The following is a 23,704-nucleotide window of genomic DNA, read 5'->3' as shown; positions in this document are numbered from 1 at the left end:
TACGGTGTGCTTTTTTCTTTGTTCGTTGTTTCTGTCGCGTACATTCCGGCAATACTGGTGAAAAAAGCCAGGGAGGGAATTCGATGCAGCTGGATCGACGAATCAAAAGACGTCACTTTCTTGTATTGCTGTCCATGTCGTTGTTATGGCTCGGTTTGGTCGCGCGTTTGTGGTGGATTCAACTCGGATCGCCCCATCGATTTTCTCGGCATGGCGTTGATTTGGTAAAGGCATCAGTAAAGCAAAGACAGCAAAGCATCGTGCTGCATAGCGGGCGTGGCGATATCGTGGATCGAAATGGGTATGCCTTTACCGGAGAAGAGCATCTCGCCTTGATTTTGTTCCCGTTGGCGCGTGGGAGCCTGCAAGGTACAGATGGCTTGCAGCGATTGGCTCACATAACCGGAGAATCCAAGGAACGGCTGTCGGAGACGATGGAAAAGGCAAAAGTACCGCTGCTCATGCGAGAGGATTCCGGCAAGCTGGTGATGCTCACCGAGAAGCAGGCTGAGGAAATTAATGCACTTGCCATCCCAGGAGTTGTGGCATTGGCGGTGACAGAGCGATACCGCGCGGATGAAGTAGCCAAGCATCTGATTGGTTTTATCCATAAAAATCCAGACATGGTGCAGAAGCTGTATCCAGATGAATGGACCAGCGGCAAAATGAATGCCGAGAGCACGCTGGGAGCATCGGGTCTGGAGCGAAGCTTTGACCGATTTTTACAGGGGGTAGAGCCGTCTGTCTTGTCCTATTATGTAGATGGGCACGGACAACCGCTCCGAGGGTTGGATATTCGCTATACGAAGCAGTCGAATCAATACTATCCGTTGTCATTAACGACTACCTTGGATGCAGCACTCCAAAGAAGCATGGAGGCAACAGCCGATCAAGTAGGGTTAAAAGAGGGCAGTATCGTCGTTTTGGACGTACAAACAGCCGATGTTCTTGCAGCTGTGAGCCGCCCTACCTATGATCAAACGAATGTCACGGGAAACGCAAGCGACTGGAAGAATCGCGCATTCAAACAACTCCCGCCAGGTTCTGTCTATAAAACAGTGGTAGCAGCAGCAGCCTTGGCAGAAGGAATCGTTTCACCAATTGACCGTTTCACATGTACAGGGGAGTACGGGAAGTACCAATTCTCCTGCTGGAAAAAAGAAGGTCACGGCAGTGTGACACTGGAAGAAGCGTATGCCCAGTCCTGCAACATTGCGATTGCCCATATCGCCAAGATGGTGGGCGGAGAAAAGTTGGAGGAATATGCAAAAAAGCTGGGCTTGACCACTCAAGTGGGGCATGTTACGCCCAATCTGTATAAACTGAAAAACTTCAAGCAGCTGGATGGTGAAGAGCCGGGTAGAGTCTTTGCAGAGGGAGTATCCCGCGACGATGAAGGTGTCCTGATTCAAAGCGCCATCGGTCAGCGGGATGTACGAATATCCCCTTTGCAAGCGGCCAACATGATGGTAACGATTTTGCGTGGCGGTCAAAGCTCTCAAGTAAGGCTGGTAAAAGAGATCGCATACCGAAATGGTCAGTCGTTCCATACATTCCCCGAGCAGGAGCTCTCTTTGGACGGAATTGACTACGTCACAGCCAATAAATTGCGAAAAATGATGCGCAAAGTCGTCACAGAGGGAACAGGAAAGATGCTCATGAATTCCGCTTGGCAGGTGGCAGGTAAGAGCGGAACTGCGCAAATCGGGGATGCGAATGGAAACAACCACCTGTGGTTTCTCGGGTACGCCCCGTTAGAAGAGCCGCGTTACGCCATTTGTGTCGTGGCAGAAAATCAGCCGAGCTGGGGAAAAAACCAGGCTATGGAGCTTTTTCACCGAGCTGTTGCTGAGCTTGCCGATCATACAGCTCAATCTTCCCAACCTCGCGAAGAGTATTTCCGAGGATGAATCCTCTTGCGTTAATTTGATTGTTTTTACTTAGCCCGACGATCAGCATGAGGGGAGAGGAGGACATGTACATGGATTGCGACGCTTTTGCCCAAATGGTTCTCTTGTCACCTTTGCTGGGAGAAAGACGTTTTACCGTATGGCTATGCCAATCACCAATGTATTTCCATTGTCGATGTCTGCTTAATTTGCGGACGAGCTTATTGAGATGCGTGTCATCGAAAAAAATAGAATGTGGCTGGTGAATCGCATTTGGGCCTGGTTCACTTGCATACGTAACGACCCATCTATCCTCACCAAGTGGGTATCCCATCATGACCCCTCCTGTTTCCAGCGAGGGTTTTTTTCGTACGGCTTGCTCAATCTGTTTCCACGCTTTTGGTGTGATGTACAGCGTCGTCATGAGACGTTCGTCCCTCCTTGATAAAACCACTGACATTTGCTTGATATCATATGTATGCGAATTATGAAATGTCCCGGCGTCCAGCAAAGTTATGAATTGTCGAAAAAAAGATTGTAACTCACCTTCTTCCTTTCTATAATTTGAGTAAAAGTGTGAGTTCAAAAAGTCGGCTTTTTGAACAACCTCTAAAAAGACGGAGACTGGAAAGGTTGATTGTATGCCTTTGGCACCTGTTGATCTCTCACTGATTGGACAAGTTTTAGCGGCTGATTTGTACACCGAACAAGGCATTTTGCTGCTGGGACAAAACACGACGATCACGCCTGCCCATGTGATCCTATTGCAAAAGCAACGAGTCCGTGAGGTTGACATTATACAGAGTCTGACGGAGGGAACCGGTGAGGAAGTTACTTCTCAACTATTCCAACTAGAGGCAGATTCTGAGACCGTTGCTGCTTATGTACAAGCTCTCGACAAAACGAGACTACTCTTCGATGGACTGACAGTTGGTGTGGCACCGAGCCTTGATCATTTTTCCAACATCTTTTATGAGGTAGCAGAAAAATCGACGAAGCATTTGGGTTTGTTCCGGAACTTGTACGTACTAGAAGGGGCAGACAGCTATACATACCGACATTCATTAAATGTAGGCATTCTCTGTTCGCTCATTGCTCGCTTGATGAAATGGGATGAAGAGCGAGTAGCATTCATGGGGACAGCGGGATTTTTGCATGATATTGGAAAAATGAGGGTACCCAAGGAAATATTGCTTAAGCCAGGCAAGCTAAGTGAAGAGGAATTTGCGATCATGAAGAAGCATACCGTCTACGGCTATGAAATGATCCGTGAGATGAAGGGTGGGTCTGAGTTGTTGGCATTGTGTGCCTTGCTTCATCACGAGCGACTCGACGGATCTGGCTATCCGGAGCAAAGAATAGGCGAGAGCATTCCGATCGAATGTCAGGTGCTCGCCGTTGCCGACATGTTTGATGCGATCTGTTCTGATCGAGTGTACAAAGGGAGAACGTCCCCATTCGAGGCGGCACAGCTCCTGTGGAAGGAAGCCTGTAATGGAATATTGAACGTTGAGATCGTTGCACAGTTTGTCCGCTACATTGCCTTGCTGTACGTAGGCGCGAAGGCGAGGTTGAGCAGCGGGGAAGAAGTCGAAGTGATTCTTATCCATCAGGATGAACCAATGCGCCCGTTGGTACGAAGAAAGGGTGAATTCCTCGATTTGCGGCATGATCGCAAGCTGACGATTGAAAAAATGATTGGGTAGGAAAGGCAACGCGAAAAAGGTGAAACCGCTCTTGGAAAATGAGAGCGGTTTCATTGTTGCTGATCTGTGAACGATCGTCGGAAAGCTCGATCCGCTTGGCAGATTGTGACACAATGAAAGTGTGCATGATAGACAAAGAATCAAAAAGAGTCGTGTCGTGCGAATGCTCGAAACGCAAGGAGGAAACACATGATACGCAAAGCGGAACCTACAGATGCAGCTTTTGCTGCGCCATTGATTTATGATGCCATTGGAGATATCGCGCATACGCTGACAGGTGCAACGGAGGCAGCGGATGCGATTCGCATGATGGAAGAGTTTTTTGCGAAGGAAAATAACCGACTCAGCTACGAAAACGCGGTGATTGCCATGGATGGAGATGTACCGGTAGGACTGGCGCTCTTTTATCATGGGAGCCAAACAGAGGTGCTCGATCGTCCTTTCGTTGAGCATGTCCAACGTTTGACTGGCGGGACGATTACGCTTGTAAAAGAAGCAAAGGATGACGAATTTTATTTGGATTCTGTCGCGGTTGATTCCTCATGTAGAGGGAAGGGGATCGGATCACTTCTGCTGGATGCCTTTGAAAAAGAAGCGATTCAGCGCGGGCATGACCGAATCGCTTTGCTCGTTGACGAGGAAAAACCACGTGCACGCAAGCTGTATGAATCACTCGGCTATCGTGAGGATGGGACAGTGATCGTAAGCGGGCATAAATTGAGCCATATGGTGAAGGCCCTATCGGAAAAGGCATAAGAGAACTCTATCGAGGCGGATACAAGAACAAAAAACGTTTCCCGTTGGACGTAGTACTAAAAGTCCGAGGGAAACGTTTTTTCGTACGCTTAGCTGCTAAAAGAGGGCACGCTTTCTACTTGAGGTGAGGACAGGTAAGGTGTGAGATCAAACTTCCAGTCAAATTCACGGATCGGGCTGTACTTACCCGTCAGGAGCTTCAAAATATGAGCTTCGGTTGCTTTACTCGTATTTTTGGACGCGCCTGCTTCGTCGTATAGATTGCCGCATGCATACGCAAATAAATACTCTTCCCAGCTCGAATAAGCGAGTTGGATTCGCTTGGCTACGTCCAGCATGCTTTCTACGGCATCTGCCTTGGGAAGATAGGACTGCTGGGCGCCTGCTTTGCAAATAATGAGATACCAAGCGTAATCAAAAGCGGCAATGCCTGCATGTGGGAGTCTGTTCATGTACGAGTACACGATCAACTGCCGGGCTGACTCCAGGTCGCCTTTTTTTAAGGAAGCGATGTAGTTGGGACGATTGGCAGCACTGAGTGCGGATAATACGTGGCGATGCTGATCAAACTCAGCTCTTCGCCCATGTTCCAAAAACCAAGTCAATCTCTCTTGTGTTTTCGCAGCATCTCCCGTGTCCCATCTGTTATCAATTCGAAGCCGCAGAAACGTATCGCGCAGGCGGTTGTATTCGTGGATTGCCAAATAATAAGCGAGCTGCTTCTGATTTAAGCAAACAGAGGAAAGAGCATGCAAGTAGCGGCTTAACTTTGGGTCGATCTCTTTTTCGTTTTCTGCTTCTTTTGTCATGGAATTCCTCTCTGCCTCCTTTAGTGGAATGTCAATGCTTTGCGAGTTTTGGGAATCTCGCGAATGATGCGGATGTAATACAACATGGAAATCATCGCGAGAATGCCCAGAAGCCATGATCCCGTCCAACCTTTTTCTTCCAAGTCAGGCTTGGCATTGATATACGTATCGGTCAAGAGAACCGCAGTGTGCGGATGCTTGCGTTTGTCCAAAGCATTCACAATGACAGGCAACATCTCACCATCCGGTATCGCCTTGAGCGTTCCTCGCATCGTAATGGAATGTTTGTCATGAATTTCTTTGGCATGGTCATAGTCCGTAATGACAATGATCGCTTGTTGATCCAGATAACCCACATTTACATAACCAGTGTCAGAGTTTAATAGATCTCGCTCTTCGGCATTAGCAGCAGGAATGAACTCGGCTTTTGGCTCGGGATGCTTCTCTTTGTCATAGACGCGGAGCATATTGATATAGGAAGCTTTGGTCAATGTAAATTCCACTTGGTAGCCAAGCGGAGTTTGTTTCAACTCGTCCATCGTCTTAACTTGGACAGGCTTAAAGTGATTGACCAAAGAGTCAAACATCTGCTCCGAAGTCATCTCCAGCTTCATGGATACAACAGCAAACATAGCGTAATGCAGCAGAAGGAGAAAAATAATCGTCCAAATGTTACGTCTCGTGTAAATAGCAAAAAATTGCTTGAACCTTGATAACTTGCCAGGAAGCCCGAGTGCGCGTAAGTTTTTTCTCCTAGCGGCTTTGGCTTGCTTGTTTGCAGTTGGTTCGGCCCTCTTGTTAAACGGAGACTGTATTTGTGTCAGGCATATCTTCGCATCGATATCGGAGGAATTATGCGAAAGCATCTCCTGAAAAACCTCTTGAGCCTTCTCCCATTCCCCTAGCTGAAGATAACTTTTCCCCAGCAAGCTACGAGCGTCCCACAGTTCTGGCATGCGAGTGAGGATTTCCTCGCAATCTTTGATCGCATCGGCGGCATCCCCTTTTTCAAAGAAAAGCCGAGCACGATACAAATACGCATCGATGTTATCTGGATCAAGACGTATTAATTGATCAAAGGTATGAAAGGCACGATTCTTATTCCCGGTTCGCAAAAAATATTCGCCCTGTAAACGGATCAAATCGGGGTCAAGCGCGTACAGGGCATGGGCTTTTGCCAAATAGCTCTGAGCCGTTTCCCAATCATTTTCCATGAGGGCAAATAACGCATCGCTGCGCCATTCTAGAAACGCTTCAATATCCAAGTCCTCGCGATTCTCAAAAGAGTGGTAACGCAGCGTGAAGGTCTGATTGAGCTGGCCGTTCAGGTAAGCGACAAAACGTCCTGAGAGCTGGCTTGCGAGCTTTTCCGATTTCTCCCGCCATTGAAAATGGGAATCGAGCAGCTTCCACACCTCGTGAGGCAAGTGATAGTGTTCTTCTAAAAAGTGGAGAAATTGCGTATCGATGAGTTGATGGCAGCCGACATTCCACATGGCCTCGTCATTCAGCAACTCACGCCAGTTTTCAAGCTGGATTCGTTCGTGATAGTTATCGTACAACTCTTGTGTACGGTGGAAAAAACGCTCCACCATATCATCGGGGTTCATGGAGCGTTCGGAATGATCGTAGCTCTCCGTGAAATCGTACCGCTTGGGAATGGGGATTTCTTCTTGCAAGAGTACTTCTTGCGTTGTTTCCTCTAAAAACCTGTCAAACAGTGTGAGCCGCTGCGGTGGATCGAAGTTAGGCTGCTCTTCTTCTACTGGTTCAGAATGCCACAGCTCGTAAAGACGTCTCGGCGGCTGGAGGTGAATCGCCTCTTCTTCGGAATCGGTATTCGCCAGCTCATAGCGCTGCCGTGGCGGTTGAAGGGGAACCGATTCTTCTTCCGATTCATGATTCTCGCCTTCATCCAGTTGTCTCGTCTGTCTTCTTTCAGGTAGGGGCGTTTCTTCGAACATACGATTCCGCTTGGTATTGCGTGTGTACTTTAGGGCGAGGTCATACGCCTCTCGCAATCGCTGAAAGCCTTCAGGATCAACTTCCGGATTGTGCACCTTCAACTTTTTGGCATAAGCTTTTTTTATCTGGGCAGGATTGTCCGTCGGTTCAATCCCGAGAATCTCCCAAATCCCCATTAATACTCATTCCACCCTTCAAACATGTCCAGCTGCTGCTTCAATTCCTCTGCTGCTTTGGCGATGTCTCTTTCATTTTGGGTAGAGAGGACACTTTCGAAGCGGCGTAAGTAATTCGCAATGATCATACGGTCTTCGCCCAACGCTTCCTCATACATACGCTCGCCTTTTGCCAGAAGCAATCGATTTTCGGTTCGCTCTCTGGGGTGGATCTTAATATTTTGAAGGGCCTGAAAACGCTCCTCAATTTCTTTTTTTGATAGGCTGCCCGGATTTTTTTCGATGACGGCTGTGCTTTTGACTCCTGTAGAGACGACAGTCACTTCGACTTCCAGAATCCCGTTGATGTCATATGTATAACGAACATCGATAGATTCCTCGCCTTTTTTGGCAGGGGGAACTTTTACATTCAATTCGCCAAGCTTGAGGTTATGTTCGACGCGTCGGCTTTCCCCTTGATACACGTCAACGAGAATGGAGCGTTGATAATCGACTACGGTGTATAGCCGTTCTACCCGGCTAACCGGGATTGGCGTATTGCGCTCGATGATCGGAAAGAAGTAGCCATCCTCGTGTTTGCCGTTTGCCATGGTTTGTACAATACCCGTACCGAGTGTGTATGGGCAAACATCGGTCAAAACAAGCTCGTTTAACGCCTCGTTGCGTTCCTTGAGTGCTGCTTGAATCGCTGTTCCCAATGCAACAGCCTCATCGGGATTAATATGGGAATAGGGCAGTCGCCCAAATATTTTGCTCACGATGGATTTGATAAGCGGCATCCGTGTCGCACCGCCAATAAGCACGATTGCGTCCAGTTCCTGAGGGGAGATGGATGCGTCTCGCAAAGCACGCTCGATGGGCTGACGCAGTCGTTGAAGCAGAGGAAACGCGAGATCTTCCAGCTGATTCCGGCTGAGGGTCGTTTCAACCAGCTCTCCCTGGATATTGACACTCATTTTCCCTTCTTGCTCGGAAAACAAGGCGCGCTTGCACAACTCAGCTTGTTTGTGAATGGACGAACGTGTTTTGCTGTTCAGCGTGTTGATATCGAGTCGATGGGCTTCTATAAAATAAGAGGCAATCAGATCGGTAAAGTCTTCGCCGCCCAAAAAGTTGTCTCCAGCGATTGATTTTACTTCCATCACACCTTCGAACATTTCCAAAATAGAAACGTCAAACGTTCCGCCACCTAAATCGAATACGAGGAATTGTGTTTCGCTTTCCTCCTGATGGAGCCCATAAGAGATCGCGGCGGCAGTCGGTTCGCTGATCAAACGCTCTACTTTCAGTCCAGCAAGCTCTGCTGATCGTTTGGTTGCTTTGCGTTGTGTGTCGTTGAAATAGGCAGGCACACTGATAACCGCTTCGCGAACGGGTTGCCCTAAATGAGCCTCAGCATCGGCCTTCAAAGATTTAATCACAAACGAGGAAAGGTCTTCGGCAGAAAGGGAATATCTCCCCAGTTGGTACCTTTTTTCTGTCCCCATAAACCGTTTGAAGGTAGAAGCAGTCCGATCAGGGTGAGTTAAGAGGCGCTCTCTGGCGATTTTTCCAATTAAAATCTCGCCGTTTTCATCGACGCTGACCACAGAAGGAGTCAGTGTTTCTCCGAGCGCGTTTGGAATGAGCACGGGTCCATTCTCAGTCCAGTAGGCCACCAGACTGTTCGTCGTGCCCAAATCAATTCCAATGGTGGTCATCAGCTAGGTCCTCATTTCCGTGTTTTTTCTACTAATATCGGTAAAAGTAGAGACTTTATAGATAATTTTACCACGAAAAAAATGGATATAATTGGTGCTTTAGTAGGATATGAAATCGAATTTTAGATAAAGAAAATAGAAATAGAATTCGTAAGATAGAAAACGACAAACGAGAGAGGTCGTTATGCCAATGCAGCAGCGAATGGAAAAGTGGTTTGAAGCGTGGAAGTTACTTATGCATGATATGGAGCGTCAAGGTGCCCAGGTTTGGCCGCTCACTATAGAACCACCGGCGGGGCTGGAAGAAATCGAAAGAAGAGAGGAGAGTCTCGGGGTCAGTTTTCCTGCGACGATCCGGACAATTTTGCTTGCGGGCAGCAGTCAAGTTCAAATAAATTGGTCGTTGCCATCTCGAGCGTTAGATCCTTTTTCACTCAGTGGAGATTTGGGATGGTCATTGGATGCATTTGAGTGGCCGTACTTTGGTGGAGACGAAGAGAGTGAGGACGAGAAAAGGTATCTCTGTTTTCACGTTGGCGGGAATGGCGACATGCTGCTCATCGATTTGTCGACGGGCGCGGATGACCCACCCGTCTATTCTTGGGGGCATGAGACAGACGAATTCCTACTGCTCGGCAAAAGCTTTACAGAGTTCGTAGAGCGAGTCACGGAGCTCGGCTGTATTGGGGCAGAGTGCTGGAATTATGAAGCGCTCGCAGGTGCAGAGGGACTCGATGTTGAGGGGCAAATCGCACAGGAGTGGAAAGAATGGCTGCAAACCTATCGGACGCTAACGTTTGAAGAGGCAACACAAGATTTCGAGAAGCTGGTCTTGTTTGCCAAAATGCATGGTACAGGTGATTCACGTATCCAAGAAGCATTTGCTCAGTACGATTGGGAGCCGATTTTGCATAAATGGGTAGCGCAAATCGAGCAGGAAACCTCATCAAGCAATCTGCTGCTCTGGTGCCAGCTCATTGTCGAGACAGTAGGCAAGAAGGCAGAGAGCTGGGTACGCTCGCTCTGGGAGTCCGGGCCACATTATGAACGCATAGGCTCGAGTCTACGTGCATATGTAACGGCGACTTGTTTGCCGGAAGAAGAAGGCTTGCAACGAGTTTTGGCTGAGATGGACGAAGTCGTTGCCAGAAAAGAATGTCTGGTAGGATATGCTGCCAACAGTCATTTGCATCACTTTCGCGCCCGAGGAGTCATTTTGTGGATGGAACCGCATGTGGCGTACCCGATTGAAGGCTGGGATGAGCTTTTCGCGATGTCACGTCCACAATGGGGTGATCTGATTCGTTGGCTGGACGGAAATGAAGCACAACGGCAGATTGCGTTAAGTGCTTGGGGGAAAATGCTGACGAGTGGTGAGTCTCCTTCTGGTGAAGCGAATTGGCAAGAAATCAATCGGTTGTTGGATGTAGCGTACGAAAAAGCCATTCTGCGCAAGGAAAAGGAGCGTGTAGATCGCATTCGCTCTTCCTTGGAAACAGCAAAGCATTAGATGAAGAGGCACTGACCCGTGTTTGTGCAAGGGGAATGGAGCGAGGGGGAAAGACAATGAGAAATGTGGTAACGGTATGGGGAGCAGCCTTGCAGTCTTCTGATGAACTAGCAGATTTTCTGACTCCGGTTTACGATGAGGACGGGGATGTGATACCGTCTGGCTTTTTAACAGCGTCTGGCCTTGAATGGGTGGACGAAGACTTTTTTGAAGTGCATGAGGTACAGGATGCAGAGACAAGAGCGGACTTTTTCACGTATTTGGAAAACGAATATGCGATGAATGCAACACTGGATAGAAAAGAATGGCCCAAACAGTTAACAGAGGAGATTGGCAAGTACCCACATGTCATTTTGCTGTACGGCAATGAATCGCGGTACGGTCCGATTAACGAAAAATTGTTCGATCTCACTGAGGACGGGCAAGAAAAAGATGCACCGGTTGTCCTGCTCGCCAAACTTGTATTTGAGACAGAGGAGCGGTAAGGAGCAGGGAGGAATGCCTAAGAAAGGAGAGACAGATATGGCTTACCATTTCGCAGATTTATATGATGCAGCTGAATTGGGAGACCTTGAGCTCGTAAAAAAGATCGTCACGAAACAGCCGGAATTGCTGCATGAGAAGGATGAGTATGAGTTTTCCGTACTGCATGGCGCTGTGATGACAGACGACGTTGACCTTATTGCGTATTTGGTCGCACAGGGAGCAGATGTCCATGCGAAAAACGATGAGGGTATTACCCCGTTGCATATCGCGCTCTATCCAGAGGTCGCAGAGGCGCTCATCGCGCACGGTGCAGACATACATGCCAGCGCTCATGATGGAAGTACCCCGCTGCACACACAGGTAGCCGATGGAGAGGAGCGTGTGGATGTGGTAGAGCTGCTGCTGGCTAAAGGTGCGAATCCTAACAAAAAGGACATGGAGGGGCAAACACCATACGATATAGCACGCGAGAGAGAAGACGAAGAGATGATGGCTTTATTTGAATAGGGGAAAAAGCTAAGCGTCCGTTATGATTTCGGACGCTTTATTTCTTGCTCGAGTGCTGCGACGCGTTTTTCCAGCTCCTCGATGGCTTTTTGCTTGGTTGCCGTGCGTTTTACGATGAACAAGCAGCAGGCAATGACAAGTGCTAAAGGCATGAAGAAGATAAAGAGCTGAAAGAGTACAGTACCCCATTCGATCGACACAGCGCCAAATTCTAGCATGGGTGATCGCTCCAATCGTTCGTTTTGTTCATTTTACCAAAATATCTCATTTTTTCTAAGCCTCACTCTATATTCACAAATGTGAATCCTTTACCATACAAGCAACAGTGAATTAATCGACAACAACTCCCTGCGTACAGGCACGCATAGGCAACCGCCCACATATGGATAGAAGTAAGCTATTCCAGACGTGGAGGTGGCAGCCATGTCCAGCATTATCGCGGCGCTTTCCCTTGTTTTTAAAGAACTTCTTGTTTTTGTGGCTTATGTCAAGAACAATGCCTTCCCGCAACCGCTTCAGGACACCGAAGAAGAAAAGTACCTCCGACTCATGGCCAAAGGCGACCCTTACGCCCGCAACAAGCTGATTGAGCACAATTTGCGTTTGGTGGCGCATATTGTGAAGAAATTCGAGAACACAGGTGAGGACAGTGAAGATCTGATTTCCATCGGTACCATCGGCCTGATCAAAGCAATCGAGAGTTATCAGGTGGATAAGGGCACCAAGCTGGCTACGTATGCTGCGCGTTGTATTGAGAATGAGATATTAAAGTCAAAAGAGTGTCTTTTGATCAAGAGTTATGAAAAAGGGGACCCTTATGGTCCCTTTAAACTGTTATCAAGTGATTTGGTATTCATCGTATGTTTGGCCATCAATCATTCTACCGTTACGATGTTTCTGAACGCCGCCCCATTGTTTGAAAAAGAATGCAACATTCTGATCTTTACACTGTTGCATAATACTTCGCACCCGGTCCAGATTCGCCACCAACAATTACCCAATGAATTCCTTCAAGGTTATCAATTGGGCCGATCAAAGGTTCCACAGAAAGGAATCTAGTGTATGCAGGAACCCGACGTTAATCGTCAATTCTATGAATGACACGTTCATCCTCGACACTTACCCCTTGCCATACATTCTCCGGCCGAAAAATCGCAATGGTGGCTGAACGTTTGAAGGAGATCCAAATTGAAAATAGGCCAGCTCTCCAAGTGATTGGAAGATATACACGCGAGGATCTCCTGATAGACGCCGACCCGCCGTATATCTTGGGAACCAGGAACGGGGAGATTTACTGGAACGAGATGACTGACGATGACCATTGCGACTTGTTGAAGGTCCTCAATGATCATCCCGGACCAGTGCTACTATCTGGGTATGCAAATGATTTGTACATCGATATGTTGAGCAATTGGCAATGCGAAGAACGGCAGCAAGTAATCGAAACCGGGCAGGTTCGGACAGAAGTGCTTTGGATTAACCCAGTTGCAGCAAATCATGGCAGTAGACAATCTTATCGCTGTCAGGCATTTAACACTTTGTGTACTTGGTATATTGACCATCATTAGAATGAAAAAACCCAGCAAAAAGCCGGGCGGTTGAAAACTACCTATTGTTTTCTGAAGTCGTCAGTAAGAATGCCGGAGAACCCCCAATTTTCATCATCAATTTCTTCAATAACGATGTGAGTATGTTCAGGTTTTTTGCCAAGAACGTTAACAAGAGTTTCAGTGAACTCTTTCACAATCTGAGCCTTTTGATCACGGGTTGTACCTTTTGTAATTTGAAGGTTGATATATGGCATTTGTCCACATCTCCAATCAGTTTCTTTTATAACGTAGACGGACAAGTTAACAAATAGTTTCAATCATATTAACAGATTGGGTGACACGGATTTTTTAACTTAATAGTTAGGGAGGAAACGAGGAAACTGAATTTTAAATGAGATAACCCCACGCTTTCAAACAACGTGGGGGCGAGTATTAGTAATTGAAAGGTGTCAACTATCCTTATATTTGGGAAATTTCGTAATTAAGTGTGTAAGTTATGTTGTCATTGGACTGTTTCTCAGGATGAAATCCTAAGCCCCAACTGCTATCTCTGTTCCATGTATGAATAAATCCTGGTAATTCATCATCACTAACAGTATCAATTTCATTTCCATAAACCTCGAGATGAATGATCGAATTATCAGGAACATCAAGATCATGACTAATATCAATGGCGTACGGTGTGTTTTGTGCTTTTAGATTTTTTGTCCAGGAAAAAATTGATCCATTAATAATGAAATTCCATTTCGTTTCCAAAGTGCTGTCAAATGCGCCATCATCAGATTTATGAACGACAATACTTTTAAACGTGACCCGAAATTTACCCATTGCTCATCCTCTCCCTTAGCACACAATTTGTTTGTGGAACTGGAACACAATTTAAAATTTATGAAGATTTGGTAAGTGTATGACTCAATTAATAAAAATTAATCTGTTAATAAAATTGTATAAATTCATTGAAGAAGAGGGCATGGCTAAGAGTTGAAGCGTTGGGAAGTTCTTAAGGGAGATCGGGGTATTCGCTGTTTTAAAAGTGGTCGCTTAATACAACGGTAATTGAAGAAAGCCCCCAATGTGGAGGCTCTCGTTTAACTAAAATACATCGGGACACCTAGGTTTGCCACCACCACACGAAACGGTTCCTTCTGGCTCAGTAGCAATAGCAGCACTAGACATAGAGATTACAGACAAGGTCAACATAGCAACTACTAAAAACTTTTTCATAATAAAAGCCACCCGTCAGCCAAGAAGGGTTTTAATGCACAAGACAATGAAAGCAAGAGACAGCACAGAACACACTATCAAGAAGTTATTTTTCTTCTCCAGGTATCCTAGAGCGAATATGTAAATTGCCAATACAAAAAAACTAATGCTTCTCAAGATAATACTGTCTATGTAAAACCGACTAATGATAAGTAAAATTATTGCTATTGCGGCAAGAGCAAGAAACCACTTGGGACGTGCAAGGACTTTTTGAAACATTAAGACACCTCACCTTTTTCCGGTATTTTACCATTTTACCGTGGCGATCGATCAGATGACAACATCTATGCGAACCCGGAGTTGTTTCGTTCCATTTAACAAAAGAGAAATTGTGATGAAGGGAGGCGCGTAGATGTTAAAAGAACAGGAAGAAAAGATACGCAATCTGTTCGAGAGACAAGGTTTCTGGGAAGTAGACAAGATTCGGATCAGGTACATCACCGATACATGGGTGCAGTTCAGTTGCGAGAAGAAAGTCGTCAATGGCCCTACAGAGTATTTGAATGTCCAGTACACACTGATTGATCGGATTAAAGGACGTTCCTTTGATGTGAAGGTAGAGAGCGAGTTGCAGCAATTTGTCTCCATGTTGAAACAACGCAACGAAGAGATTATCCGGCTACGCAAGAAAGAAGAACGTCTTCGTAGTCTATTGCAATCATGAGAAATTGTGATGAGGAGGTAAGGGACTTGGTAACAGGTGTGCCGTTCATTAATGTACAGATTGCAGAGGCACTGGAGTTTGACTATCGATTGATTCAACACACGGTTTGTACTCAGGGAGGGAAGCTACATGCAAGGCATCCGTTTAGGCGATCATGCTTTGGAAACACTCCAGAAGCTTAATGACGCGTCAGCTAAAAATATCGAAACGTATATCCGGACAGCGCAAGCGATTCCAGACAACGACTATAAAATATTGATCCAGTATCTTGTCGGCATGACTTCATTCGCTATAAAGGAATTGGCGGTCAGAGAACAAAACAGGAATTCCACATTGATGCAATGAGGAGGGGAACCGGATGGAAGGGTTATGCTGCCCAACGTGTGGTTGCGAAAAGCTATGTCATTACAGCGGTGCGATCGGTGTCTACGAATGCACTTTATGTGGGAGAAACGTAGACCAGCATGATTTGATTCCAACCGGGCAGTTCATGGAAATGGATATGTCGGTGGAGGAAATCAAAGAGTTGATAGATATCAAACTGGATATGATGCTGCTCTTTCCAGAGGACAAAGCATCGCTTATTGATGACATAAAGAAACTGCGAAGCCGGATAACGGAAGTCACTTAAATAGGAGGGGAACGGGATGCAAGCTGGACGGTTTATTAAATTTCGCGCATGGGACCCAGATCGAGAAAAGATGATGTTTCCGATGGTACTGAACTGGTGGCAGGATGATGGTACCCTAGCATTCTGGAGCGAGTTTGTAGACAGAGAATAACCGCATGAATGCACCTCGAAATACCTGGACGAAGTGGAGTTACTACAATATACAGGACTCCGCGACAAGAACGGCAAGGAGATTTATGAGGGAGACGTCATTCATGTCCCGGATCATGATTGGAACGGCTATGTCATGTTCACAGGCGATTGCCAGTATGCGTTGAAGGGAAAGACTGTATTGGGTAATGACGGATATCTTTTATTCACCCAGATTTACCTAAATAAGTGCGAAGTCATCGGTAACATCTACGAGAACCCTGAGCTCCTATAAGGTTCATAACAAAAGAGAAAATTGTATGTTTTCCATGTAGAGTTGTACCTTTCCCTCTTATAGGAGTTTGCATAAAGTATATACAAACTTTCAAAAAGGGGGATGAGCGATGAGGAAAAATAAAAACAGCATTCGTGGCGGAGTTTCCATTATTACTTGCACGAACCGACCACATTTTTTTTATAATATCATCGCTAATTATAAGACCCAGTTGTTTCGGGTAAAAGAGTTGGTAATTGTGATTAATAAAGATAGCATGAGCTTGGATAAATACCGAAAAAAAGTGCGGAGATATAAGAACATTTCTATCTACAAAGTTCCAGAAAGGGTCTCTTTGGGCAGGTGCTTAAATTATGCGGTCAGCAAAACGAAATACCAATTTATTGCAAAGTTCGATGATGACGATTACTACTCGCCATATTATTTAAAACAGCAAATGAATGATCTTCATCGTACAGGAGCTGACATTGTTGGGAAGCGGGCATATATGGCTTATCTCCAAGCAAGAAAGCTACTAATTTTACGTTTCCCTAAACAGCAGAATAAGTTCGTAGGGGCGCTTGCAGGGGGAACCATATTATTTAGAAAACGTGTATTCAACCGTGTACGTTTTGCTAATGTTTCACTAGGGGAAGATGGAAGATTTATAAGAGCCAGCCGAGCAAGAGGCTATAAAATTTACGCTTCTGCTCCTCGTAATTACATTGCGGTTCGTAGAAATAACAAAAAGAGTCACACATGGACCGCCGGAGACAGATATCTAATGTCGGGAAGTCGGGTTCTGGCGAAATCGATTCGGTTACGTAAACTCTCTTCCCGAAAAATAATCTAACGCACTGGCATTGTCTAAGAAGCAGATGAACAAGATTAGGAATCAACATAATATTTCAAAAAAATAGCCCCCAGCAGGGAGCCCGTATATATGTTCGGCAAAAACATTATTGCATGGGCTGCCACGAGGGGGAATTGGAAAGATGAGCGCACAAGAGCAACTGTCATTTCTGGAACCAATAGACGAAAAAGAAGTCAGAAAGGCTGTTGTAAAAGCATTAAAAGAGTATAAGGCCCTTCGTGTTGCTGTCCAAAATAAACAGGAGCGACAGGAGAAGGGGATCGATCAACTGTTTCCTCGGCTTCAAAAGTCTGAGTCCACGAATGAGTTGAAAGCACGACAGATCGAAAGAGCTTTACAGTATTCGTTGGATGAAGTAGAGCGTCAGATCATCGAAGAAAAGTATCTTAGTACATCACGAGTAAAAGACATCAATGTTTATCTTGATATGGGCTTGACCAAGGACCAATACTATACGAAAAAGAAAGATGCAATTATGCAAATCGCTACGGCACTCGGTATGATCTGAGTGCCTTTTTTGTGCAATAATTAAAGATGAATGGAATATAGATATTAGGTAAAAGACAGTCCTGGTGGATTGACACTACTTATCCATAAATGGTATTTTTTATGAAAAAGGAGGTTGGTTCCATGAAAGGAAGAAAAATACTAAAGCTTTCGACATGTATTGTTCTACTCATGACATTGGTTGCTGGGAACTATGGCGTCGAAGCTAAGGAAGTAGAGATTACTACTTCAAAGATAAAACAAGGCCCTTATAAAATCGGTGTAATTGGTGATGAAGAAAAAAGTGCAGTAGGTAAGACAATTGAAGAAGCTATCAGTGAACAGAGAGGTTTTGCTACAGAAGAGGAATCAATACAGATATTAGAAGAGGATATTCAAGAAATTCCAGATGATATCGACGCACTTTGGATATCTGAAGCTAATATAAAGAACAAAGAGGTGAAAAAACTCTATAAACAGGCAAAAAAAGAAAATAAACCTTTTTATATTTTTGGTGAAAAACTTGATGCGGAAGATATCACAAATACTTTTGAACCGAATTTAGATATTACCCCTGAATATCTTAAAGAATCAACATATTCCCTTGATATGTTTGGTTACAAATTTGAAAATAACCAAGTTAAATTGTCAGCAGTTATCTCGATTAACAGAGGAAATCAAGACTATAAGTTGGAAGACCTCGAGAATATGACGAAGAGATATAATATTGAAATAAATAAGAGCACTAAAGCACGAAAATCTCAATTTAGTTTTCTTAGTCCCAATATAGCCGCAGCTGCGGGAATAGATGTGAATCTTCCAGATTCATTTTCAAATATATATACTTGGGAAACTGAGATTAATAACTTTATTGATATTAATTCTACCCAACAGAGACTAGCAAAATCATATCATGTTTGGGAAGTTTATAAAGATGAAACCCCTGACAACCCTGATACAAAAAGCTATGTCTACTTTCGTGCTGACCAACCACTTAGTGAGATTGAAATTTTTAAGTCAAGAGAATTCGTGGACCGACTTGATGCTGATAAATCAAGTAATATCATAACAAAGGGTTGGCTTCCCGATAATTCCAGTATTTCTGGTAATGTTACTTATGATCTTACTTGGCCTCCTGGTGCGTCTGTATCCTGGGATACAAGTGGAGACATAGAAATTTATGATTCAACCGGAAGTCTTTCCGGTGATTGGCATAAATTCAAAGTAGAGGATAATGAATATCTTGATGATGTTCTGACGGAATCTGATGTTTGGGTTTCTTCACAATCGTACACTATTAGTCAGGATGCTAAGGGACACAAAATAGGTCATGATTTCGAGGCAACAATCGATGGTCATTCTGGCCGAGCTGAGCCCAATGAGGTTGATAACTGGGATACTTCTGGTAACCTGTACTTTTATTGGGTTGTTAGAAGGTAAAAATCTTATAGAATGTATTTTAATTTCCAAGGCACTCGGTATGATCTGAGTGCCATTTTTTATGTAAAAAAGCCCGACAAAACCCCGACAAAATACGGGACAAAACCCGGATAAAATCAGGGATAAAAGGCAGGACGATTTGGAATTTCATGGACGGTAATCTTAAGTCAAGAGCAAGCAACAACTGCTCTTGGGAGATACCGTCTATCCCTTATCAATGGCGTACCTGAGCGAATCTATGGGTGATGACGAATGTGACCTTACGAGAGGGGGACATTCTGAGCCTGAACGCACCAGTTGCGACGAGCGTAGCAGGGAACCATGCAATAATTTTTCATTGTATGTTTTACAGCGGTTTTCAAGTTTTGGGAACCCCTCTCGGAGCTTCGAAAAATCGCGAGCATCTTTATTCTAAAGGAAAAAGATTGCTGGATACGTATTAATGAATTGGGGAAAGTTGAGTTTTTTTACAATGAGATTCCGGAAAACCAACAGGATTCAATTGCAAATATCGAAAATGTGTTTAGAGGCTTTGTTGAGGACTTCAGGATATTACATAAAAATAAAAAAACACCTTCTCAAAGAAAAATAGGGAAGGTGCTTTTTTATTGCATTTTTTCTTTGTGTTCGCATATAATACGAACATAAGTTCTCGTTCGGGAGGTAGGAGAATTGCTATCTGATATCGAGCGGAAGGTCCTACGGGTGATCGGAAATTACTCGGCTATGAAACCGAATCCTCCGAGAATTGACGTGATATGCGTAAAGACCGGACGAAGCCGCGAAGACGTGATGACGGTGCTTGAAGCGTTGGCGCGCGATGAGTACATCGAGTGGCATAGGTCGGAACCTGACAGAATGGAAGTATTCGAAACGTGGGAAAGGAACGGTGTGATGAAATGGCCTCTAAGATAGAGAACCCCTTTTCAATGCGTTTTGTGCTACCAGAGCAACGAGCGATGTATCTACAGATGAAGGAAGATGACAAGCTTGTAGCTATGCCTATTGTTGAGCAAGACGAACTGGAAGCATTAAACTACATTATTTGTGATTCAGCCCGAGCGGATTATGCTATTACAGTAACGTGGTGGAAGCAAATAAAAGGCAACCTGGGAATCACATGCACGATGTGGGGTGTTGTTAAGTGGATCGATCAGAACGGCAGGAGAATTAAGATTGTGACCGATGAAGATAGCCAATGGATTTCTATGGATGTGATAACTGACGTAAAAGCCTAATTCGATAATGTAGAATATGTGGAGATTAACCTTCTATTCGTCGTCAGAATCAGATTCAATTTCTCCATTTAGGACCGCTGATATGAGAGCATCCACAAAGCCATTCTCTAACATGTCATTAAGTTTGACATTCTCAGATGAGGTACCCTTATGTTCAAAGGATTCAGGAGTATGCGTTACAGTCCATCGACCGTATTTGTTCTCGGCTGTTATTGTAATATCATCACGTTCTTGCACTCCATCATTTTTTCTAGGCCCACTAGTAGTTTTATTCCAAACTATACTACCTTTTAGGGTTACTTCATCATCTGAGAATGTGCATTTAGTCTTAAAGAAATGTATGTGTACTTTATAACGAAGAGTTCCTAATTCAGTCTTATCACTCGTGTCATAAGTTAGAAATTCTCCATCCCAAGAATATAGACCGAATGTTGTTGCACCTTTTTCTATCTTTTTGAAAAGTGATTTGAATTCATCAGATTGTTCGTCAGTATCTACACGTTGTAAGACATGCTCTTGAAGATAAGAAGATGTATTTGCAGCCAATTGAGTGATTTCATGTTGAGACAGGGAAGGATCATTTGCTTTTGTCCCCATTATATCCGCTTCATGCTCAAGTGTAGGATCATCATTTATCATTTTACCGTTTGGTTCTTGAGTGGTTGGAGATACTCTCCCTTGCATCTGCTGTACAACGTGCCATCCTTCGTGTGGGAGATACTTTTCTTGACCAGGGGCAATGTGAATTTCATTCTGTTCTGCAAAAGCATGTGCCTGTAATTGAGCCGGTTTATCTGAATTATAGTGCACTTTAACAGGTGATAAATCCAACCCTGACAAACGTTCTAAACCTGTTTTTAAATGATCGGGCAAGCCAGTGTTATTCCCGTTTACCATTCGATTAACTGCACGGTTACCGATAGTACTCTGAAGCTGGAGTATGTGAGAGATTCTGTTACGATTAGAAACGCTTGATGTCTGTTCTACTTTTTGTTTGTTATGCGACATCGGTTGTTGGGCTTGAGAATTGGATTTGGAATCATGTGTAAACATAATTTTCACCCATTTCACATTAGATTTATCCATTTACATTCTGCATGTGGAAATGATTTCCTCTTGGGTGAAGAATAGTAGTGAGTAATTACCAGCGCGTTGCTCATTTCGCACTAATACAATTATATCGGTGATGCTGTACAGGGTACCTCCGGCAAAACGCGGAATTACCTTGATTGACAACTATTGCTTTAAAAAAGGAAAACGCCTCGAATAATCGGGGCGTTTTTTGTATGTATAGATTATTTTACTGAATCCTTTAGTTCTTTACCTGGTTTAAACGCAGGCATCTTACTCGCAGCGATTTCAATTTCTTCTCCAGTTTGAGGATTACGACCCTTTCGAGCAGCTCGCTCCCGCACTTCAAAATTTCCGAATCCAATAAGGGATACTTTGTCCCCTTCTTTTAGCGCATCTGCAATAGCATCTAATATAGCATCTACCGCTTTTGTAGCATCTTTCTTAGTTAATTCTGTGGTTTCAGCGACTCTTGTAACCAGTTCAGTCTTATTCATGAAAACACCCTTTCCTCAAGATATCCTCATTTTACTAGAAAAATAGAGGAAATGTAAGTGCTTGGGGAACATTTGTTTGTGATTACCGTGATTAGTAGCCTGAAAAATGATATGTCCGAATGCATTCAAGAAATAACTGACCCGTCCTGTTTTGAGGAGACGTGTTTTTTTGAGTTAATTTTAATTGCATTCTAAAAGGTGAATCCCTTCTTCGGAGCAATCCGGGGAGGGCCTTTTTGTTGACATCAAGTAAAGCAAATCCCCAGAAGAAATTGGTGAACTAGTCGTGAAACAAAAGCGAGAATAATTCGTCAAAGTAAGCAAGGGGAAAAATCCCACATATTTACAGTTAGAAATTGTTATAGTATTTTATCTTTTGTAACAAAATAGAAATGGAGGAAGTAAAATGAAAAAAGGTACCTCATTGATGCTAGGATTTTTATCAATTGCCACTTTACTGTCCGTACCAAACAACGCTTCTGCTTATAACACTACAGGGTACTATTGGGATAATAGTGTAGTTAGGTTTAACTACGCTGATGATATGAGTAGTGATTATGAAGACGAGTTGAAGGACGCTTTAGCTTCATGGAATAATGCTGTAGAAAAATATATAGCCTTTGGGCGAGATACAAAAAAGAGCAAAGTGTTCATTTTTAAAGAGGATGACTATGGAAAAACAGGCTGGACTGCCGAAACATCAGTTACTCCGTACGATGGATCAGATATTATTCGAAATGCCTCTATGAGTCTCAACACTTATTACATGGACGATATGAGTGCAAGTGAAAAAGAAGGTGTTTTTGCTCACGAACTCGGTCATGTTCTTGGTCTAGACCATGTTAAAGATCCTAAACAAGTCATGTCTACTACTAAAGATGGGCGGAAAGTAAAAGAGCCTGGAAAAGATGATATTGCTGGTATTAAATCGATATACAAAAAATAGATGTAAAGTGAATTAATCTCATATCGGAAGGATGAAAAAAGTAATGAAGAACAAAAAGCAAATCATATTATCAACACTTGCATTAGGTGTTCTTGTCGGTGGGGGCTATCTATTTTTAGATTCTAATAAAATCGATACGAGTCGTGCTTACGACCAAACATCTCATAATCCAGCAAAAAGCGATAAGAAGACTATAAAAAAAGTAGATGTATCGGGAGATGTAGTAGAGGGTTTCGACAGTATCAAAAAGCTTAATGAAAGCGCTGAAGTGATTGCCGAGGTTGAAATCAATGAATCGGAGAGCTTTCAGTATAAAAACGTCGTATTTACCCTTAGTGATGCAAAAGTCAAGCAAGTGTATAAGGGTGATGTAGATCCGGAAAATGTGATCAAAATACTAGAGACCGGCGGATATAAAGATGAAACAGAGTATACTTTTGAAGGTAATGAAGTATTCGAAACAGGTGAAAAAGCGTATGTATACTTAGAAAAATATGAAGGTCCCGTTGCCGAAGACGCGTACGTAATTAAAGGGGTTTATCAAGGGAAATTCCTCGAAGAAGAAGGTAAGTTGCAGCCTCCTAACGGAGTGGCCAAAGGATTGCAGGTAGAAAGCGAAAGTCAATTAGGACTTGATTAAAATTAATGACATTAGACACTTGCCCCCGCAAACACGCGAGGGCAAGTGTTTTAATCCTGCAAGTCCCACTTAATTTTTCCCGATATGAGGAGGACACGGTGTCCTGCACAATCATCACAACAAAGCCAAACGATGTAGTTGCTGCTGATATTCATGATCGTATGCCCGTGATACTGCGACATGAAGACGAGGGAATATGGTTAGACCGTGAGAAGTTTGATTCTGACTTGCTTCAATCATTGCTTGTACCATATGATCACGAACAGATGAAAGCTTACCCTGTTCCAGCAATGGTTGGCAGTCCCAAAAACGATACGCCAGAATGTATTCAAGAAATAGCAAACCCGTCCCTATTTTGAGGAGACGGGTTTTCTTGGTGAATAACCGAATAATGGTTACACAAGTATATGTACGGTGATCCTTGGAAAGAGCAGAGGTTTGCTTGGGATTGATTGAAAAAATGGAGAGGCACCTTCCTTATGTTTAGGGAGGTGCCT

General features: G+C 44.1%; 28 protein-coding genes and 2 pseudogenes. 20 read left to right on the top strand and 10 right to left on the bottom strand.

The window, feature by feature from the left end; translation table 11 throughout:
* Positions 1–83 precede the first annotated feature (83 nt).
* A complete protein-coding gene (locus tag HP399_RS21285; RefSeq protein WP_173618880.1) occupies positions 84–1,910 on the top strand; it encodes a peptidoglycan D,D-transpeptidase FtsI family protein in 1,827 nt (608 codons plus the stop codon).
* Here HP399_RS21285 and HP399_RS21280 read toward each other — a convergent pair.
* A complete protein-coding gene (locus tag HP399_RS21280; protein ID WP_173618879.1) occupies positions 1,822–2,313 on the bottom strand; it encodes a Mov34/MPN/PAD-1 family protein in 492 nt (163 codons plus the stop codon). The two genes, HP399_RS21285 and HP399_RS21280, sit on opposite strands and share 89 nt — an antisense overlap.
* Positions 2,314–2,530: 217 nt before the next feature.
* Between HP399_RS21280 and HP399_RS21275 the strand changes: the two genes are divergently transcribed.
* Complete coding sequence (locus HP399_RS21275; protein WP_173618878.1) at positions 2,531–3,595, top strand: HD-GYP domain-containing protein; 1,065 nt, start codon at positions 2,531–2,533, stop codon at positions 3,593–3,595.
* Positions 3,596–3,784: 189 nt separating this feature from the next.
* The gene (locus tag HP399_RS21270) at positions 3,785–4,351 is read left to right on the top strand and encodes a GNAT family N-acetyltransferase (protein WP_173618877.1); all 567 of its coding nucleotides are present in this window, start codon (positions 3,785–3,787) and stop codon (positions 4,349–4,351) included.
* 89 nt (positions 4,352–4,440) lie between these two features.
* Here HP399_RS21270 and HP399_RS21265 read toward each other — a convergent pair whose 3' ends face one another.
* Genes HP399_RS21265 through HP399_RS21255 form a run of 3 tightly spaced genes read right to left on the bottom strand, consistent with a single transcriptional unit; the run spans position 4,441 to position 9,001 of the window.
* Positions 4,441–5,160 (bottom strand): DUF1266 domain-containing protein, encoded by a 720-nt coding sequence (locus tag HP399_RS21265; protein WP_173618876.1) that lies wholly within the window; start codon positions 5,158–5,160, stop codon positions 4,441–4,443.
* A 20-nt stretch (positions 5,161–5,180) separates the two neighbouring features.
* Entirely contained in the window at positions 5,181–7,301 is a 2,121-nt protein-coding gene (locus HP399_RS21260) for a J domain-containing protein (RefSeq protein ID WP_173618875.1), read from the bottom strand.
* Complete coding sequence (locus HP399_RS21255) at positions 7,301–9,001, bottom strand: molecular chaperone HscC (protein WP_173618874.1); 1,701 nt, start codon at positions 8,999–9,001, stop codon at positions 7,301–7,303. Before HP399_RS21255 ends, HP399_RS21260 begins: the two co-directional genes overlap by 1 nt.
* A gap of 184 nt (positions 9,002–9,185) precedes the next feature.
* Here HP399_RS21255 and HP399_RS21250 point away from each other — a divergent pair, with 184 nt between their 5' ends.
* Genes HP399_RS21250 through HP399_RS21240 form a run of 3 tightly spaced genes read left to right on the top strand, consistent with a single transcriptional unit; the run spans position 9,186 to position 11,504 of the window.
* Positions 9,186–10,511, top strand: a complete 1,326-nt coding sequence (locus tag HP399_RS21250) for an SMI1/KNR4 family protein (RefSeq protein WP_173618873.1) — start codon at positions 9,186–9,188, stop codon at positions 10,509–10,511.
* Between the two features lie 56 nt (positions 10,512–10,567).
* Positions 10,568–10,996, top strand: a complete 429-nt coding sequence (locus tag HP399_RS21245) for an immunity 22 family protein (RefSeq protein ID WP_173618872.1) — start codon at positions 10,568–10,570, stop codon at positions 10,994–10,996.
* 13 nt (positions 10,997–11,009) lie between these two features.
* Entirely contained in the window at positions 11,010–11,504 is a 495-nt protein-coding gene (locus HP399_RS21240; protein WP_228088311.1) for an ankyrin repeat domain-containing protein, read from the top strand.
* 20 nt (positions 11,505–11,524) lie between these two features.
* Here HP399_RS21240 and HP399_RS21235 read toward each other — a convergent pair whose 3' ends face one another.
* Complete coding sequence (locus HP399_RS21235) at positions 11,525–11,722, bottom strand: hypothetical protein (RefSeq protein WP_173618871.1); 198 nt, start codon at positions 11,720–11,722, stop codon at positions 11,525–11,527.
* A gap of 205 nt (positions 11,723–11,927) precedes the next feature.
* Here HP399_RS21235 and HP399_RS21230 point away from each other — a divergent pair.
* A pseudogene (locus tag HP399_RS21230) lies at positions 11,928–12,269 on the top strand (sigma-70 family RNA polymerase sigma factor); the annotation flags it as partial.
* Between the two features lie 72 nt (positions 12,270–12,341).
* On the opposite strand, the pseudogene HP399_RS21225 reads toward HP399_RS21230, so the two are convergent.
* Positions 12,342–12,549, bottom strand: a pseudogene (locus HP399_RS21225) (DUF5131 family protein).
* A 127-nt stretch (positions 12,550–12,676) separates the two neighbouring features.
* Between HP399_RS21225 and HP399_RS21220 the strand changes: the two are divergent.
* Positions 12,677–13,072 carry a DNA adenine methylase gene (locus HP399_RS21220; protein ID WP_173618870.1) on the top strand — a complete coding sequence of 132 codons (396 nt, stop codon included), beginning with the start codon at positions 12,677–12,679 and terminating at the stop codon, positions 13,070–13,072.
* 41 nt (positions 13,073–13,113) lie between these two features.
* On the opposite strand, the gene HP399_RS21215 is transcribed toward HP399_RS21220, so the two are convergent.
* Both HP399_RS21215 and HP399_RS21210 read right to left on the bottom strand, forming a co-directional pair.
* Positions 13,114–13,308, bottom strand: a complete 195-nt coding sequence (locus HP399_RS21215) for a tautomerase family protein (protein ID WP_173618869.1) — start codon at positions 13,306–13,308, stop codon at positions 13,114–13,116.
* A gap of 205 nt (positions 13,309–13,513) precedes the next feature.
* Positions 13,514–13,882, bottom strand: a complete 369-nt coding sequence (locus HP399_RS21210; protein WP_173618868.1) for a hypothetical protein — start codon at positions 13,880–13,882, stop codon at positions 13,514–13,516.
* A gap of 787 nt (positions 13,883–14,669) precedes the next feature.
* Here HP399_RS21210 and HP399_RS21205 point away from each other — a divergent pair.
* The 9 genes from HP399_RS21205 (at position 14,670) to HP399_RS21170 (ending at position 20,053) form a co-directional block, all read left to right on the top strand.
* A complete protein-coding gene (locus tag HP399_RS21205) occupies positions 14,670–14,981 on the top strand; it encodes a hypothetical protein (protein WP_173618867.1) in 312 nt (103 codons plus the stop codon).
* A 129-nt stretch (positions 14,982–15,110) separates the two neighbouring features.
* A complete protein-coding gene (locus HP399_RS21200; protein ID WP_173618866.1) occupies positions 15,111–15,326 on the top strand; it encodes a hypothetical protein in 216 nt (71 codons plus the stop codon).
* Positions 15,327–15,339: 13 nt separating this feature from the next.
* Positions 15,340–15,612, top strand: a complete 273-nt coding sequence (locus tag HP399_RS21195) for a hypothetical protein (protein WP_173618865.1) — start codon at positions 15,340–15,342, stop codon at positions 15,610–15,612.
* Positions 15,613–15,628: 16 nt separating this feature from the next.
* Positions 15,629–15,763, top strand: coding sequence for a hypothetical protein (locus HP399_RS31035; protein WP_255653728.1), 135 nt, complete (start codon positions 15,629–15,631; stop codon positions 15,761–15,763).
* Positions 15,764–15,796: 33 nt separating this feature from the next.
* Positions 15,797–16,036, top strand: coding sequence for a YopX family protein (locus HP399_RS21190; RefSeq protein ID WP_370642525.1), 240 nt, complete (start codon positions 15,797–15,799; stop codon positions 16,034–16,036).
* Positions 16,037–16,145: 109 nt separating this feature from the next.
* Entirely contained in the window at positions 16,146–16,868 is a 723-nt protein-coding gene (locus tag HP399_RS21185; RefSeq protein WP_173618864.1) for a glycosyltransferase, read from the top strand.
* A 142-nt stretch (positions 16,869–17,010) separates the two neighbouring features.
* Entirely contained in the window at positions 17,011–17,397 is a 387-nt protein-coding gene (locus HP399_RS21180) for an ArpU family phage packaging/lysis transcriptional regulator (protein ID WP_173618863.1), read from the top strand.
* Positions 17,398–17,519: 122 nt separating this feature from the next.
* Complete coding sequence (locus HP399_RS21175; protein WP_173618862.1) at positions 17,520–18,815, top strand: hypothetical protein; 1,296 nt, start codon at positions 17,520–17,522, stop codon at positions 18,813–18,815.
* 875 nt (positions 18,816–19,690) lie between these two features.
* The gene (locus HP399_RS21170; protein ID WP_228088309.1) at positions 19,691–20,053 is read left to right on the top strand and encodes a YolD-like family protein; all 363 of its coding nucleotides are present in this window, start codon (positions 19,691–19,693) and stop codon (positions 20,051–20,053) included.
* Between the two features lie 33 nt (positions 20,054–20,086).
* Here HP399_RS21170 and HP399_RS21165 read toward each other — a convergent pair whose 3' ends face one another.
* Positions 20,087–21,139, bottom strand: coding sequence for an eCIS core domain-containing protein (locus HP399_RS21165; RefSeq protein WP_217367669.1), 1,053 nt, complete (start codon positions 21,137–21,139; stop codon positions 20,087–20,089).
* A 209-nt stretch (positions 21,140–21,348) separates the two neighbouring features.
* Positions 21,349–21,621, bottom strand: coding sequence for an HU family DNA-binding protein (locus HP399_RS21160; RefSeq protein ID WP_173621504.1), 273 nt, complete (start codon positions 21,619–21,621; stop codon positions 21,349–21,351).
* A 406-nt stretch (positions 21,622–22,027) separates the two neighbouring features.
* Between HP399_RS21160 and HP399_RS21155 the strand changes: the two genes are divergently transcribed.
* From HP399_RS21155 to HP399_RS21145, 3 genes are all read left to right on the top strand, one after another.
* The gene (locus tag HP399_RS21155) at positions 22,028–22,567 is read left to right on the top strand and encodes a matrixin family metalloprotease (RefSeq protein WP_173621497.1); all 540 of its coding nucleotides are present in this window, start codon (positions 22,028–22,030) and stop codon (positions 22,565–22,567) included.
* A 43-nt stretch (positions 22,568–22,610) separates the two neighbouring features.
* Positions 22,611–23,207 (top strand): hypothetical protein, encoded by a 597-nt coding sequence (locus HP399_RS21150; protein ID WP_173621496.1) that lies wholly within the window; start codon positions 22,611–22,613, stop codon positions 23,205–23,207.
* 98 nt (positions 23,208–23,305) lie between these two features.
* Positions 23,306–23,566, top strand: a complete 261-nt coding sequence (locus HP399_RS21145) for an SOS response-associated peptidase family protein (RefSeq protein ID WP_255653725.1) — start codon at positions 23,306–23,308, stop codon at positions 23,564–23,566.
* The last annotated feature ends 138 nt before the right edge of the window (positions 23,567–23,704 follow it).

It is taken from the genome of Brevibacillus sp. DP1.3A (assembly GCF_013284245.2).
Taxonomy (GTDB): Bacteria; Bacillota; Bacilli; order Brevibacillales; family Brevibacillaceae; genus Brevibacillus.
This window is presented reverse-complemented; position numbering and strand designations above follow the sequence as displayed.